At 53.5% G+C, this 14,572-nt stretch carries 15 protein-coding genes and 1 tRNA gene; 12 read left to right on the forward strand and 4 right to left on the reverse strand.

Going from position 1 to position 14,572, the window contains the following annotated elements:
• Positions 1-16: 16 nt before the first annotated feature.
• Positions 17-997, reverse strand: a complete 981-nt coding sequence (ygfZ, locus tag O1723_RS04125; RefSeq protein WP_023337728.1) for a tRNA-modifying protein YgfZ — start codon at positions 995-997, stop codon at positions 17-19.
• A gap of 294 nt (positions 998-1,291) precedes the next feature.
• On the opposite strand from ygfZ, the gene sdhE reads away from it, so the two are divergent.
• Positions 1,292-1,558 (forward strand): FAD assembly factor SdhE, encoded by a 267-nt coding sequence (gene sdhE / locus O1723_RS04130; RefSeq protein WP_010435322.1) that lies wholly within the window; start codon positions 1,292-1,294, stop codon positions 1,556-1,558.
• Positions 1,539-1,949 (forward strand): protein YgfX, encoded by a 411-nt coding sequence (locus tag O1723_RS04135; protein ID WP_014885136.1) that lies wholly within the window; start codon positions 1,539-1,541, stop codon positions 1,947-1,949. The genes sdhE and O1723_RS04135 overlap by 20 nt, the downstream gene beginning before the upstream one ends.
• Positions 1,950-1,954: 5 nt before the next feature.
• On the opposite strand, the gene fldB is transcribed toward O1723_RS04135, so the two are convergent.
• Complete coding sequence (fldB, locus tag O1723_RS04140; RefSeq protein WP_014885135.1) at positions 1,955-2,476, reverse strand: flavodoxin FldB; 522 nt, start codon at positions 2,474-2,476, stop codon at positions 1,955-1,957.
• Between the two features lie 101 nt (positions 2,477-2,577).
• On the opposite strand from fldB, the gene xerD reads away from it, so the two are divergent.
• The 5 genes from xerD to lysS all read left to right on the forward strand — a co-directional run bounded on the left by xerD (position 2,578) and on the right by lysS (position 8,671).
• Positions 2,578-3,474 carry a site-specific tyrosine recombinase XerD gene (gene xerD, locus O1723_RS04145; protein WP_023337727.1) on the forward strand — a complete coding sequence of 299 codons (897 nt, stop codon included), beginning with the start codon at positions 2,578-2,580 and terminating at the stop codon, positions 3,472-3,474.
• A gap of 28 nt (positions 3,475-3,502) precedes the next feature.
• Complete coding sequence (gene dsbC, locus O1723_RS04150; RefSeq protein WP_014885133.1) at positions 3,503-4,216, forward strand: bifunctional protein-disulfide isomerase/oxidoreductase DsbC; 714 nt, start codon at positions 3,503-3,505, stop codon at positions 4,214-4,216.
• Between the two features lie 5 nt (positions 4,217-4,221).
• The gene (gene recJ, locus O1723_RS04155; protein ID WP_248190696.1) at positions 4,222-5,955 is read left to right on the forward strand and encodes a single-stranded-DNA-specific exonuclease RecJ; all 1,734 of its coding nucleotides are present in this window, start codon (positions 4,222-4,224) and stop codon (positions 5,953-5,955) included.
• 90 nt (positions 5,956-6,045) lie between these two features.
• Positions 6,046-7,144, forward strand: a protein-coding gene (prfB, locus tag O1723_RS04160; protein WP_096059326.1) for a peptide chain release factor 2 whose coding sequence is annotated in 2 segments (ribosomal slippage) — positions 6,046-6,120 and positions 6,122-7,144 — 1,098 coding nt in all. Because the reading frame shifts where the segments join, the coding sequence is not laid out codon by codon here.
• Positions 7,145-7,153: 9 nt separating this feature from the next.
• Complete coding sequence (lysS, locus tag O1723_RS04165; RefSeq protein ID WP_014885130.1) at positions 7,154-8,671, forward strand: lysine--tRNA ligase; 1,518 nt, start codon at positions 7,154-7,156, stop codon at positions 8,669-8,671.
• Between the two features lie 38 nt (positions 8,672-8,709).
• Here the strand turns inward: lysS and idi are convergent, their stop codons facing one another.
• Entirely contained in the window at positions 8,710-9,252 is a 543-nt protein-coding gene (gene idi, locus O1723_RS04170; RefSeq protein WP_248190694.1) for an isopentenyl-diphosphate Delta-isomerase, read from the reverse strand.
• 164 nt (positions 9,253-9,416) lie between these two features.
• Here idi and actS point away from each other — a divergent pair, with 164 nt between their 5' ends.
• Together actS and O1723_RS04180 are read left to right on the forward strand one after the other, a co-directional pair.
• Positions 9,417-10,160 (forward strand): amidase activator ActS, encoded by a 744-nt coding sequence (gene actS, locus O1723_RS04175; protein WP_023338764.1) that lies wholly within the window; start codon positions 9,417-9,419, stop codon positions 10,158-10,160.
• Between the two features lie 80 nt (positions 10,161-10,240).
• A tRNA-Gly gene (locus O1723_RS04180) sits at positions 10,241-10,314 on the forward strand.
• A gap of 563 nt (positions 10,315-10,877) precedes the next feature.
• On the opposite strand, the gene yecR is transcribed toward O1723_RS04180, so the two are convergent.
• Positions 10,878-11,198, reverse strand: coding sequence for a YecR family lipoprotein (gene yecR / locus O1723_RS04185; protein ID WP_023338763.1), 321 nt, complete (start codon positions 11,196-11,198; stop codon positions 10,878-10,880).
• A gap of 828 nt (positions 11,199-12,026) precedes the next feature.
• Between yecR and arsR the strand changes: the two genes are divergently transcribed.
• Genes arsR through arsA form a run of 3 tightly spaced genes read left to right on the forward strand, consistent with a single transcriptional unit; the run spans position 12,027 to position 14,558 of the window.
• On the forward strand, positions 12,027-12,377 hold the full coding sequence (gene arsR, locus O1723_RS04190) for an As(III)-sensing metalloregulatory transcriptional repressor ArsR (RefSeq protein ID WP_014885112.1): 351 nt from the start codon (positions 12,027-12,029) through the stop codon (positions 12,375-12,377).
• Positions 12,378-12,426: 49 nt separating this feature from the next.
• Entirely contained in the window at positions 12,427-12,789 is a 363-nt protein-coding gene (gene arsD / locus O1723_RS04195; protein ID WP_014885111.1) for an arsenite efflux transporter metallochaperone ArsD, read from the forward strand.
• A 17-nt stretch (positions 12,790-12,806) separates the two neighbouring features.
• On the forward strand, positions 12,807-14,558 hold the full coding sequence (gene arsA / locus O1723_RS04200; RefSeq protein ID WP_479983860.1) for an arsenite efflux transporter ATPase subunit ArsA: 1,752 nt from the start codon (positions 12,807-12,809) through the stop codon (positions 14,556-14,558).
• Positions 14,559-14,572 lie beyond the last annotated feature (14 nt).

Here is a 14,572-nt window from a genome sequence, read left to right on the forward strand (position 1 = left end):
ACCGGGCGATACAGCATCACTCTTCCAGCGAATACGGTAACGGCTCAATACTCAACGTATTCGCATCATCACGCACGCGGAACACGCTGTCGGCTTCCATGTCGTTGTTCATGACGGCCTGGACTAAAAGACGACCATCATCCAGCTGTACGGCGGCTAACACGGTGCCGGTACGGCGCCAGTTATCGCCCATTTTCAGCTCTAAATCTTCACCCGCTTCCGGTACGCGGCTGGCATGACCTGCCAGTGTCCACAGTGCACGTTTATTTGCCCCACGGAATTTTGCACGCGCCACCATCTCCTGGCCGGTGTAACAGCCTTTTTTAAAGCTGATGCCGCCCAGCGCCTGCAGGTTAGTGGCTTGTGGAATAAACTGCGCGCTGTTGGCGGCGTCAATGACCGGCAGACCGGCTTCAATATTCAGCGCCAGCCACTGCTGGCTGTTGTTGAGCTGCGCTTCGCCGCGCAGTGCTTCGGTGACGCGTTCGGCGGTTGCGGCATCCGTGACAAGCAGGAAGCGCTCCGCCGGATGTTCAAACCACAGGATGGAGGTGGCCCCCTCGCTGACGACCTGTTTTTCTGCATCCGGCAGCTCAGCAAACAGATTTTTCAGCGCGGCACGTGCCTGGAAGCCCGCCACGCCCAGCAGAACATGTTCGTCGTCCGGGACGATAGTGACTTTGGAAAAGACTGCATACTTTTTCAGCTCTTTGAGCTGCGCATCTCGCAGGCTGCGGCGTTCAATAAAGGCAAAACCGTCCTGACGGCGGAAAAGACGCAGATTGCTCCACATTTTGCCTTTGGGGTCACAATGCGCCGCCAGCAGGTGCTGGTGTTCGGTCATCTGGCTGACGTCGGCGGTGACCTGGCCCTGGAGGTATTTTTCGGCGTCGGCGCCGGCGAGCGTCGCCAGCGCCCAGTCATCAAGAGAAATAAGCGTCAGCGGCAGACGCGCAGAGGCGGCGGGCTGGCGAGGAGAAAATGGTGTAAATGCCATAACGATATCCTGAATTGCTTAACGCTTTGATAATGCCTAATGGTAAAAGAGCCTGCTGGCAATGCAAGCGCTTTCAGCAGACCATTTGTGCCATAAACCGGTTATGCGTAGCGCTACGCAAAATAGTGTAATCCGCTGTCTTTGTAGGTGTTATTCTGGAAGCCTGCTCGTTGATCGCAATATTCCAGTAATGAAACGGTCAAAAACACGTTACACTAGCTGGTGTCCCCGTAGAGAAATAAAGAACACTGAACGGGGGCCCGACTGTGCCAAACGTAATGCAGGAAACTGAACATGGATATTAACAACAAGGCCCGTATTCACTGGGCATGCCGTCGCGGCATGCGTGAACTTGATATTTCCATCATGCCTTTCTTCGAATATGAGTATGACAGCTTAAGCGATGATGATAAGCGGCTGTTTGTTCGCCTGCTTGAGTCTGACGATCCAGATTTATTCAACTGGCTGATGAACCACGGCAAACCCGCCGACACCGAGTTGCAACGGATGGTGCAATTAATTCAAACACGGAATCGGGAACGTGGTCCTGTGGCAATCTGATCTTCGCGTCTCGTGGCGCTCGCAGTGGATGTCGTTAATGCTCCACGGCCTGGTTGCGGCCATCGTGTTACTCATGCCATGGCCCCTGAGCTATACGCCGCTGTGGCTGCTGTTACTTTCGTTTGTCGTTTTTGACAGCGTACGCAGCCAGCGTCGCATTAATGCTCGTCAGGGTGAGATCAAGTTACTGATGGATTCCCGCCTGCGCTGGCAGGGAAAAGAGTGGGATATTCTGGGCATGCCATGGATGCTCAACTCCGGCATGATGTTACGGTTACGCAATGTGGACGGCGGGCGTTGCCAGCACCTGTGGCTGGCGGCTGACAGTATGGATGCCTCAGAATGGCGAGATCTGCGCCGGATGTTGTTGCAACAGCCGACGCAGGAGTAACCCACTTAGCTAAATTTTTCTGCCATTTCGCCAAGTATCTGTTCGCACCAGGCCTGCAGGCGCTCGTCGCTGAGATCGTACTGATTGGTTTCATCCAGCGCGAGTCCGACAAACAGCTGGCCGTCGGCAATGATCGGTTTTTGACTGGTGAACTCGTATCCTTCGGTTGGCCAGTAGCCGATAAACGTCGCCCCTTTCGGTACCAGTTTGTCATGCAGCATGCCAAGTGCATCAAGAAACCATTCGCCGTAGCCCAACTGATCGCCCATGCCGTACATCGCAATGATTTTGCCGTCGAGATTGACTGAATCGAGCTGATCCCAGATAGCTTCCCAGTCTTCCTGTATCTCACCAAAATCCCAGGTTGGGATGCCGAGGATCAGTACATCGTACTGTTCCATCAGCGCGACCGCGTCATCTTTCAGGTTATGCAACGTCACCAGTTCGGGGCCAATGATGTCGCGAATTTTCTCTGCCGCCATTTCGGTGTAGCAGGTGCTGGAACCATAGAAAAGACCAATATTCATCGCGTAACTATCTCAATTCATGCTTTGACTTTGTGCGTAGTGTACCAGAAACCGGTCGCAATCAGGCATAATGGCCTGACTGCAGAATCAAAGGGGCCGATGTGGAAAAGGATCTCGCACTCGTTGAACAGTTTCTCGATGCGCTGTGGCTGGAGAAAAATCTGGCCGAGAACACGCTCAGTGCCTATCGGCGCGATCTCACCATGCTGGTGGAGTGGCTGGCGCGTCGCGAATTATCGCTGGCGAGTGCGCAAAGCGACGACCTTCAGGCGCTGCTCGCGGAACGGGTTGAAGGGGGCTATAAGGCCACCAGTTCTGCACGCTTGCTCAGCGCGATGCGTCGGCTGTTCCAGCATCTCTACCGTGAGAAGATTCGGGAAGACGAGCCGAGTGCGCTTCTGGCGTCCCCTAAACTCCCGCAGCGGCTGCCGAAAGATCTCAGCGAAGCACAAGTTGAGAGATTATTACAGTCACCTGCTGTTGACCTGCCGCTGGAGTTACGCGATAAAGCCATGCTTGAGCTATTGTATGCTACCGGTTTGCGTGTCTCTGAACTGGTTGGCCTGACGATGAGCGACATCAGCCTGCGTCAGGGCGTGGTGCGCGTCATCGGTAAAGGAAATAAGGAAAGGCTGGTGCCGCTGGGAGAAGAAGCGGTTTACTGGCTGGAAACGTATCTTGAGCATGGCCGTCCATGGTTGCTCAATGGCGTGTCTATCGACGTCCTGTTTCCGAGCCAGCGCGCACAGCAGATGACACGACAAACGTTCTGGCATCGCATCAAGCATTACGCCACACTGGCGGGTATCGACAGTGAAAAGCTTTCGCCGCACGTATTGCGTCACGCTTTCGCGACGCATCTGTTAAACCACGGCGCAGATTTACGCGTGGTGCAGATGCTACTGGGACACAGCGATCTTTCTACGACGCAAATTTACACCCATGTCGCGACGGAACGCCTGCGGCAGCTACACCAACAGCACCACCCTCGTGCGTGAGTGCCGACAAATTGTAACGGGATCAACTATGAAAAAGTCTTTCGCGCTGTTCACCCTGCTGGCAGCCTCTTTTACCGGGTTCGCCCATGCGGATGACGCCGCTATTAAACAGTCACTGGCTAAACTGGGCGTTACCAGCAGCGACATCCAGTCTGCACCGGTTGCCGGGATGAAAACGGTACTGACTAACAGCGGCGTGCTGTATGTCACCGAAGACGGCAAACATATTATTCAGGGGCCAATGTATGACGTGAGCGGCGCGCAGCCGGTCAATGTCACCAACCAGCTGCTGATGAAAAACCTGAATGCGCTCGAAAAAGAGATGATCGTCTATAAAGCGGCGCAGGAAAAACATGTGATTACCGTCTTCACCGACATCACCTGTGGCTACTGCCACAAGCTCCATGAGCAGATGAAAGACTATAACGCGCTGGGCATTACCGTGCGTTACCTGGCCTTCCCGCGTGCAGGCGTGCAGAGCCAGCCAGAGCAAGACATGAAAGCGATTTGGTGTGCGAAAGATCGCAACAAAGCGTTTGACGATGCGATGAGCGGTAAAGAGGTTAAGCCTGCGTCCTGCGATATCGATATTGCTAACCACTACGCGCTGGGCGTGCAGTTTGGCGTAAGCGGTACGCCAGCGATTGTCCTGAGCAATGGCTATGTTGTGCCGGGTTACCAGGGACCAAAAGAGATGAAAGAGTTCCTCGACGCGCACCAGAAACAGTTTGGTGGTAAATAATCCGCGTGAAAGCCCCGATAAAATTGCGCCGCCGCGAGGCGGTTGAACCGGTTGATTTGCCAGACGATCTCCCACCCCTGCTGAAGCGTCTCTACGCCAGCCGCGGCGTGCGCAGTGCTGAGGATCTTGAACGCAGCGTCAAAGGGATGCTGCCCTGGCAGCAGCTCAACGGCATCGAAAAAGCCATCGAAATGCTCTACAACGCGCTCCGTGAGGGAACGCGTATTGTGGTGGTAGGGGATTTCGATGCAGATGGCGCAACCAGTACGGCCTTGAGCGTTTTGAGTCTGCGCGCGCTGGGCTGCGATAACGTTACTTACCTTGTGCCGAACCGCTTTGAAGACGGTTACGGCCTCAGCCCGGAAGTGGTCGATCAGGCTCACGCCCGCGGGGCACAGATGATCATGACCGTTGATAACGGGATCTCTTCCCATGCAGGTGTCGATCATGCGCACGCGCTGGGGATCCCGGTGTTGGTCACCGATCACCACTTGCCGGGTGAAACATTGCCGGACGCTGAAGCGATCATCAATCCCAACCTGCGCGACTGCGATTTCCCGTCAAAATCTCTCGCCGGTGTGGGGGTAGCGTTTTATCTGATGCTGGCGCTGCGGACCCTGCTTCGTGATAAGGGCTGGTTCGAATCACGCGGTATCGCCATACCAAACCTGGCCGAATATCTCGACCTGGTGGCGCTGGGTACCGTCGCGGACGTCGTGCCGCTCGATACCAATAACCGTATTTTGACCTGGCAGGGCTTAAGCCGCATTCGCGCGGGCAAGTGCCGTCCGGGGATTAAGGCGCTGCTGGAAATTGCCAACCGCGATCCGCTCAAGCTGGCGGCAAGTGATCTGGGTTTTGCCCTCGGGCCGCGTCTGAACGCTGCCGGAAGGCTGGACGATATGTCCGTCGGTGTGGCGCTGCTGCTGTGCGATAACATCGGCGAAGCGCGCGTCCTGGCCAATGAGCTCGACGCGTTGAACCAGACCCGTAAAGAGATAGAGCAGGGAATGCAGGTCGAAGCGCTGACCCTTTGCGAAAAACTCGAACGCAGCGGTGAAACGCTGCCGGGCGGGCTGGCGATGTATCATCCTGAGTGGCATCAGGGTGTGGTTGGCATTCTGGCCTCGCGCATTAAAGAGCGCTTCCACCGCCCGGTGATCGCGTTTGCCCCCGCTGGTGACGGCACGCTGAAAGGCTCTGGCCGTTCGATTCAGGGTCTTCACATGCGTGATGCACTGGAGCGTCTGGATACGCTGTACCCGGGCCTGATGATCAAATTTGGCGGCCATGCGATGGCGGCGGGTCTGTCGCTGGAAGAGGCGAAATTTGACGAATTTCAGCGGCTATTTGGTGAACTGGTCACCGACTGGATTGACCCTGCCTTGTTGCAGGGAGAAGTGGTGTCCGACGGCGAGCTCTCACCGCATGAGATGACAATGGACGTGGCGCAGATGCTGCGCGATGCCGGTCCGTGGGGACAGATGTTCCCTGAACCGCTGTTCGACGGCCGTTTCCGCCTGCTTCAGCAACGTATCGTCGGCGAGCGTCATCTGAAAGTCATGGTTGAGCCCGTTGGCGGCGGACCGCTGCTGGACGGCATCGCCTTCAACGTCGATACGGCCATCTGGCCGGACAACGGCGTGCTCGAGGTCGAACTGGCATACAAACTGGATATCAACGAGTTTCGCGGAAACCGCACCCTTCAGATCATCATCGACAATATCTGGCCAATTTAGCGGCAGTAATCTCTATAAAAAAGGGCGTGGATTCGGTACAATCCCGCTCTTATCACCGCATTTTGACAAGTCCATAAAAGAAAACAGACCATGTTTGAAATTAATCCGGTAAAAAACCGTATTCAGGACCTCACGGAGCGCTCTGACGTTCTTAGGGGGTATCTTTGACTACGATGCCAAGAAAGAGCGTCTTGAAGAAGTAAACGCCGAGCTGGAACAGCCGGACGTCTGGAACGAACCTGAACGCGCACAGGCGTTGGGTAAAGAGCGTTCCTCTCTCGAAGCTATCGTAGATACGCTGGATCAAATGGCTCAGGGGCTGGAAGATGTTTCCGGTTTGCTCGAGCTGGCCGTCGAAGCCGACGACGAAGAAACCTTTAACGAAGCCGTGGCAGAACTCGACGTGCTGGAAGAGAAGCTGGCGCAGCTGGAATTCCGTCGTATGTTCTCCGGCGAATACGACAGCGCTGACTGTTACCTCGATATTCAGGCAGGTTCTGGCGGTACCGAAGCGCAGGACTGGGCCAGCATGCTGACGCGTATGTACCTGCGTTGGGCAGAAGCGCGCGGCTTCAAAACCGAAATCATCGAAGAGTCTGAAGGTGAAGTGGCCGGTATTAAATCCGTCACCATCAAGATCATTGGCGACTACGCCTACGGCTGGCTGCGTACCGAGACCGGCGTTCACCGTCTGGTGCGTAAGAGCCCGTTCGACTCCGGTGGCCGTCGCCATACCTCCTTCAGCTCGGCGTTTGTTTACCCGGAAGTTGACGAAGATATTGATATCGAAATTAACCCGGCGGACCTGCGTATTGACGTTTATCGCGCCTCCGGTGCGGGTGGTCAGCACGTTAACCGTACGGAATCGGCGGTGCGTATTACCCACATTCCAACCGGGCTGGTAACACAATGCCAGAACGACCGTTCCCAGCATAAGAACAAAGACCAGGCCATGAAGCAGATGAAAGCGAAGCTTTATGAGCTGGAGATGCAGAAGAAAAATGCTGAGAAACAGGCAATGGAAGATAACAAGTCCGACATCGGTTGGGGCAGCCAGATCCGTTCTTACGTCCTTGATGACTCCCGCATCAAAGACCTGCGTACCGGGGTTGAAACCCGTAACACGCAGGCGGTGCTGGACGGCAGCCTGGACCAATTTATCGAAGCAAGTTTGAAAGCAGGGTTATGAGGAACCAACATGTCTGAACAACAAGCACAGGGCGCTGACGCGGTAGTCGATCTTAACAACGAACTGAAAACCCGCCGCGAGAAGCTGGCAGCGCTGCGTGAGCAGGGCGTGCCGTTCCCGAACGATTTTCGTCGTGACCACACCTCAGACCAACTGCACGCTGACTTCGACGGTAAAGAGAACGAAGAGCTGGAAGCGCTGAACATCGAAGTGGCCGTTGCTGGCCGTATGATGACCCGTCGTATTATGGGTAAAGCCTCCTTCGTGACTTTGCAGGACGTGGGTGGCCGTATTCAGCTGTATGTTTCCCGTGACGATCTGCCGGAAGGCATCTACAACGAGCAGTTCAAGAAGTGGGATCTGGGCGATATCCTTGGCGCGAAAGGTAAACTGTTCAAAACCAAAACCGGTGAACTGTCTATCCACTGTACCGAGCTGCGTCTGCTGACCAAAGCGCTGCGTCCGCTGCCGGACAAATTCCACGGCCTGCAGGATCAGGAAGCGCGCTATCGTCAGCGTTATCTGGATCTCATCTCTAACGATGAATCCCGCAAGACCTTCAAAATTCGCTCCCAGATCATGGCCGGTATTCGCCAGTTCATGGTGAACCGCGACTTTATGGAAGTGGAAACCCCGATGATGCAGGTGATTCCAGGCGGTGCGTCTGCCCGTCCATTCATCACCCATCATAACGCCCTGGACCTGGACATGTACCTGCGTATCGCGCCGGAACTGTACCTGAAGCGTCTGGTGGTAGGTGGCTTTGATCGCGTATTCGAGATCAACCGTAACTTCCGTAACGAAGGTATCTCCGTTCGTCATAACCCAGAGTTCACCATGATGGAACTCTATATGGCGTATGCAGATTACAAAGATCTGATCGAGCTGACCGAATCCCTGTTCCGTACCCTGGCGCAGGACATTCTGGGCACCACCCAGGTCCCTTACGGTGAAGAAGTGTTCGACTTCGGCAAGCCGTTCGAAAAACTGACCATGCGCGAAGCAATCAAGAAATACCGTCCTGAAACCAACATGGCGGATCTGGATAACTTCGACTCTGCGAAAGCGATCGCGGAAAGCATCGGTATCAAGGTAGAGAAGAGTTGGGGTCTGGGCCGTATCGTGACCGAGATCTTCGAAGAAGTGGCCGAAGCGCATCTGATTCAGCCGACCTTCATCACCGAATACCCTGCTGAAGTGTCTCCGCTGGCGCGTCGTAATGACGAGAACCCAGAAATCACTGACCGTTTCGAATTCTTCATTGGCGGCCGTGAAATCGGCAACGGCTTTAGCGAGCTGAACGATGCGGAAGATCAGGCGCAGCGCTTCCAGGATCAGGTTGATGCGAAAGCAGCGGGCGATGACGAAGCGATGTTCTTCGACGAAGACTACGTGACCGCGCTGGAGCACGGCCTGCCACCAACGGCGGGTCTGGGTATTGGTATCGACCGTATGGTCATGCTGTTCACCAACAGCCACACCATCCGTGATGTGATCCTGTTCCCGGCGATGCGTCCGGTGAAATAAGGCATTAAGATGTAAAAAAAGCCCCGTTAGGGGCTTTTTTATTGCGCGGCAAACGCTCTCAAAGCGTCTCGTGCGACCGTTGCTTCCAGCACCATCCACGGGCTGAACCCCCAGGGCGCGGCGTTTAGGGCCTGGAACAACGATTCCAGCTCAACCCATTCAAATTCCATCACTTCTTCGTGATTAATACGCAGTTCGCTGGTAATACGTGCCGCGAATACCGGGCAAATCTCATTTTCCACAATCCCGGAAGGATCGGTTTCGCGGTAGCGAAACTCGGCGGCCACGGGGGTAATCGCCGTGATTTCAGTGCCAACCTCATAGCGGCAGCGGCGGATAATCGCCTCTTCTGTCTTTTCACCGGTTTGAGGGTGCCCGCAGACGGAATTCGTCCAGACGCCCGGCCAGGCTTTTTTGCTTAGCGCGCGTCGGGTGACCAGACACTCCCCTTCGGCGTTAAACAGCCAGGAGGAGAAGGCCAGATGCAGAGGGGTTTGGGTGGTGTGTGCGGCGTACTTTTCCTGAGTGCCAATCACCATTCCCTGGTCGTTTACCAAAATAACGTGTTCTTGAATACTCATTCGTGCTCCAGTGCCAACGATGCGGATGGTTCTGCACCATCAGCAGAGCAGTATTATACGGCATTCTTATACGAACGGTTTGACCCACAGAGCGGAAAAGGGCTGACCCATTTCTGCCAGGGCTGGTATCATAGGGCGCCATTCACGCTGACCGAGGATCTGTTTTGTTTGCAGGAAGCCTGACGAGAAACCCCATCATCGCCATTTTTTGCCTGACGCTGACATTATTACTGGCCGGCTGTTCGGGGAGTAAATCTTCGGATATGGGCAGCTATTCCGGTTCGGTCTACACCGTTAAGCGCGGTGACACGCTGTATCGGATTTCGCGCGCGACGGGGACCAGCGTGAAGGATCTGGCGCGTCTGAATAACATCTCTCCACCGTATACCATCGAAGTGGGGCAGAAGCTGAAGATTAACGGCAGTTCGACCTCGGGTAAAAAATCCTCTGCAAAAGGCAAAACCGCTAAAGTGACGCCATCCTATGCGGTGCCGCAGTCCTCCTGGCCACCGGTCGGTCAACGCTGCTGGATTTGGCCAGCCAGCGGTAAAGTGGTGCTGCCGTACTCCCTGTCTGAAGGGGGGAACAAAGGCATTGATATCGCCGCTGCACGCGGTACGCCGGTTTATGCCTCAGGCGCAGGTAAGGTGGTTTATGTCGGTAACCAGCTACGCGGCTACGGCAACCTGATCATGATTAAGCATGGCGAAGACTACATCACGGCCTATGCGCACAACGACACGATGCTGGTCAATAACGGGCAAAACGTCAAAGCAGGGCAGAAGATTGCCACCATGGGCAGCACGGGAACGGATTCGGTGAAGCTGCACTTCCAGATTCGTTATAAGGCGACGGCCATCGATCCGCAGCGTTATCTTCCGGCACCCGGCAGCAAACCGAAGTGCTAAGTGATTATTTTATCGCCACTTAGTGGTGAAGAGGCTTGTATGAAGAGGCGTAAGGTCTATAATGCCTTACGCACCTCAAAGCGGGCGTAGTTCAATGGTAGAACGAGAGCTTCCCAAGCTCTATACGAGGGTTCGATTCCCTTCGCCCGCTCCAGAATTTCCCCATACTGAACCGTTCGAAAATATCCTGTTCTTTCAGCATGTTATGCAGTAGTGCTTACTATCATGCTTAGGCGTTCTACCATAGTTCACTACTTTGAGACTTGTCATGAATGGTTACTCGGTGAAATGAGAGTGAAGCCAGTCGTCGGCGGTGGTTTCAAGTTCTTACCTCGATAGCCCAACAATGAACGCAAAGCCTATACCAGGCAGCGACGGATCGCACTTTCTCATAAACTTTTAACCGTTCCACACATAGCGCGGTGTCCCGTTACGGCCTGTCGTGATGATACGCCACGGATAAACGAGCGAATGTTGGGAAGCCTAACCAGACCGGGAAAGGGTCAGGCTCTGCCGTGATGTTCACCGAGCCATAAATATTCGGTACTCGATAAGAAAACGGTTAATTGACAAACTGCTGATACGCCTACGGCGCTTTATGTTGGACGGCGCTAAACGACTGCTATTGTTTAAAATCAGAGAATGAAAGTTTAGGATATAATGTAACCAATGAAAAAGGCCAGATTTACTGGCCTTGAGCATATACATGATTGGTTTTTACTTCTTGATTTCACCGATACACTGGAATTCAGTTTCAACATGCCAACCCACGCACCCGCTGGAAGAGGGTTGATTACAGGTTTGAGTTGTACCCCCGAAAGGTTCAGTCCCAGAGTAACCCCATGCTTTACATCGTTGTTCCGCTGCTGCGATTGCCTGATTCTTATCGAGCACAGGCTTTTCAAACAAACCATAATCAAAGCCCATCCTCACAGTACCATCAGCTTTTGAACCTCCCATCGGCACCATTTGTTTTTGGGTGGCACAACCAGACAAAACCAATGTAGAAACCAATAACACCAATATATTATTACGCATAGTTGATCCTATGAAATTATTTTTATATATGTTTGAATGATATTTTTATATTGAATTGTTTGTGTGCTATTTGTGTTTTCTTATTATGACTTTTCTCCGTGCGTCTTATTTTTCTCTTTAAGGAAAATTAATCCCTGTAATATCATGATTGGTAACGCGGGTAATCTGTTGTGGTCATTGTCCAGGCTGTGGCTTTACGGGAGTTGGTCATCGTCTTTCACGTAGCTAAGGATGGTTTTCATACTGTCGTGTTTGGTTCTACGCAGTAGCAGTGTCACTAAAACCAACCACAGGATTATTAACACAACACCGCTACCGATTAGCCATTTCATTAGGTAGGCTGACCTCCGGTGTTTTGTGATGCCTGGGCGTAAATGCTGGAGAGTATAAATACGATCAGAGAATGCTGTTGTTCGTCTTCAAAGATAAAGCTATGACGTTCAAGTCCTTCTAATACTTCCTCAAGCGACAATCTGATCATTTATCTTCCCCGTTGCAGCCTCGCATCCATGCTCGACAGAAGATCCAGCCGATGACGAGCCATAGCACTGACAGCGCCACTATTTCTAAAAAGATTTTCATTTTGTTTTGGTGAGTGATTATTATCCTGGTAACGTTTCTGGGCGGTATTATTACTGGTGAGATCGGATGGGGCAAGTAACTAATTTTAATCGGGTATTAGTGATTCTAATAATTTCCTCCCCCTTATAAGACGTAAAGCATCCGTCGTGATTCAAACCCATTATTAAAAACATATGTGTTTTTCCGAATGTGTATTGAGTTTTCGTTCATGCCGGGTATCCTGTTGGTAAATACTCAGGAGGTTTGATGTCACTAACATCCTTACAACTCTTCAAATACCTCTCCGATGAAACCCGTCTGGGCATCGTACTGCTGCTCAGAGAGATGGGAGAGTTGTGCGTATGCGATCTCTGCACGGCACTGGATCAGTCGCAGCCCAAGATCTCCCGTCATCTGGCAATGCTACGGGAAAGTGGGCTATTGCAGGATCGTAAGCAGGGCAAGTGGGTTCACTATCGTCTTTCCCCGCATATTCCGTCATGGGCTGCTCAGGTGATTGAGCAAGCCTGGTTAAGCCAGCAGGACGACGTACAGGCCATCGCCCGTAAGCTGGCAACGGCAAATTGCTCTGGTAGCGGTAAGGCTATTTGTCTCTAAAAAAAATTTGCCTGAACATATATGATTTTTCAAATGTGAGGTGTTCAGAATGAAAACGTTAACGGTGTTTGACCCGGCATTGTGCTGCAGTACCGGCGTATGTGGTTCAGATGTCGATCAGGTTCTGGTTGATTTTTCTGCGGATGTGCAGTGGTTGAAAGGACGCGGCGTACAGGTGGAACGTTACAACCTGGCGCAGCAGCCCATGAGCTTCGTTCAGAACGAAAAAGCGAAAGCCTTCCTTGAAGCCTCGGGAGCAGAAGGGCTTCCGCTGCTGTTGCTGGACGGTGAAACGGTAATGGCCGGGCGATATCCAAAACGCGCTGAGCTGGCTCGCTGGTTTGGGATCCCGCTGGAAAAAGTGGGCCTGGCGCCCACCGGCTGCTGTGGTGGGAAGACTTCCTGTTGCTAAGTATGTCGGGAGGACATATGAAATTCTTACAGAATATCCCGCCTTACCTGTTTTTTACCGGAAAGGGCGGTGTGGGCAAAACCTCCATTTCCTGCGCGACGGCTATCCGCCTGGCGGGACGGGGTAAGCGGGTATTGCTGGTGAGTACCGATCCCGCTTCCAATGTCGGCCAGGTCTTTGATCAAACTATCGGTAACACGATCCACTCTGTTAATGCCGTTCCCGGGCTTTCCGCTCTGGAGATTGACCCACAGGAAGCTGCCCAGCAGTATCGCGCCAGAATCGTTGATCCTGTTAAGGGGCTTTTGCCTGATGACGTCGTTAACAGCATCAGCGAGCAGCTTTCCGGCGCCTGTACGACTGAGATTGCGGCGTTCGATGAGTTCACCGGTTTATTGACAGACGCTTCCCTGCTGACCCGCTTCGATCACATCATTTTTGATACAGCGCCGACGGGCCACACGATCCGCCTGCTCCAGCTTCCCGGTGCATGGAGTAGCTTCATTGAAAGTAACCCGGACGGTGCTTCCTGTCTCGGCCCGATGGCCGGGCTGGAAAAACAGCGTGAGCAGTACGCACACGCGGTAGAGGCGTTATCCGACCCTGCGCGTACCCGTCTGGTTCTGGTTGCACGACTGCAGAAATCCACTTTGCAGGAAGTCGCCCGCACCCATGAAGAACTGGCTGCGATTGGCCTGAAAAACCAGTATCTGGTGATTAATGGCATTTTGCCTGCAGCCGAAGCGGAACATGACGCACTGGCTGCTGCGATATGGCAACGGGAGCAAGAGGCCCTGGCAAATCTTCCTGCCGGTTTATCCGGGCTGCCGACAGATACCTTATTACTGCAACCCGTCAACATGGTTGGCGTGTCGGCATTAAAGGGCCTGCTGGACAGCCGTTCTGAGGCATTACCGCTCCCTGCAACGAACGCCCTGGATACGCCTGAAAACGCATCGCTCTCTGGCCTGGTAGAGGATATCGCCCGTAACGAACACGGCCTGATTATGCTGATGGGCAAAGGTGGCGTGGGTAAAACCACGATGGCGGCTGCCGTCGCCGTCAGGCTGGCAGACATGGGGTTTGATGTCCATCTCGCCACCTCCGATCCCGCCGCACATCTCAGCACAACGCTAAATGGCAGCCTGAATAACCTGCAGGTCAGCCGGATCAACCCACACGAGGAAACCGAACGCTATCGCCGGCATGTCCTTGAGACGAAGGGAAAAGATCTGGACGAAGCAGGGAAACGGCTACTGGAAGAAGATTTACGTTCCCCCTGTACTGAAGAGATCGCCGTCTTCCAGGCATTTTCTCGCGTGATCCGCGAAGCAGGTAAGCGGTTTGTGGTGATGGATACGGCTCCCACGGGGCATACGCTGTTGCTGCTGGATGCAACCGGGGCTTATCACCGCGAAATTGCCAAAAAAATGGGCGACAAAGGCCATTTTACTACCCCGATGATGCAGCTTCAGGACCCGGAGCGAACCAAAGTGCTGCTGGTTACGCTTCCGGAAACCACTCCAGTGCTGGAGGCAGCGAATTTGCAGGCCGATCTTGAACGCGCGGGGATTCATCCGTGGGGCTGGATTATCAATAACAGCCTTTCTATTGCGGATACGCATTCTCCATTGCTTTGCCAGCGCGCCCGGCAGGAATTGCCGCAGATTGAGGCGGTTAAGCATCAGCATGCTGACCGTATAGCGCTTATTCCGTTACTGGCGTCAGAGCCTGCCGGTATCGAAAAGCTCAGAGCGTTGATGCGTTAATTTATTGGTTAATA

This window comes from Enterobacter cloacae complex sp. HYC080_NIDB, from assembly GCF_056673325.1.

Coding starts and splice junctions, on each gene's coding strand:
- dsbC (WP_014885133.1), top strand. CDS start 3,503: ATGAAAAAGTCTTTCGCGCTGTTCACCCTGCTGGCAGCCTCTTTTACC.
- arsR (WP_014885112.1), top strand. CDS start 12,027: ATGTCACTAACATCCTTACAACTCTTCAAATACCTCTCCGATGAAACC.
- idi (WP_248190694.1), bottom strand. CDS start 9,252: ATGAGTATTCAAGAACACGTTATTTTGGTAAACGACCAGGGAATGGTG.
- yecR (WP_023338763.1), bottom strand. CDS start 11,198: ATGCGTAATAATATATTGGTGTTATTGGTTTCTACATTGGTTTTGTCT.
- lysS (WP_014885130.1), top strand. CDS start 7,154: ATGTCTGAACAACAAGCACAGGGCGCTGACGCGGTAGTCGATCTTAAC.
- fldB (WP_014885135.1), bottom strand. CDS start 2,476: ATGAATATTGGTCTTTTCTATGGTTCCAGCACCTGCTACACCGAAATG.
- sdhE (WP_010435322.1), top strand. CDS start 1,292: ATGGATATTAACAACAAGGCCCGTATTCACTGGGCATGCCGTCGCGGC.
- arsA (WP_479983860.1), top strand. CDS start 12,807: ATGAAATTCTTACAGAATATCCCGCCTTACCTGTTTTTTACCGGAAAG.
- ygfZ (WP_023337728.1), bottom strand. CDS start 997: ATGGCATTTACACCATTTTCTCCTCGCCAGCCCGCCGCCTCTGCGCGT.
- arsD (WP_014885111.1), top strand. CDS start 12,427: ATGAAAACGTTAACGGTGTTTGACCCGGCATTGTGCTGCAGTACCGGC.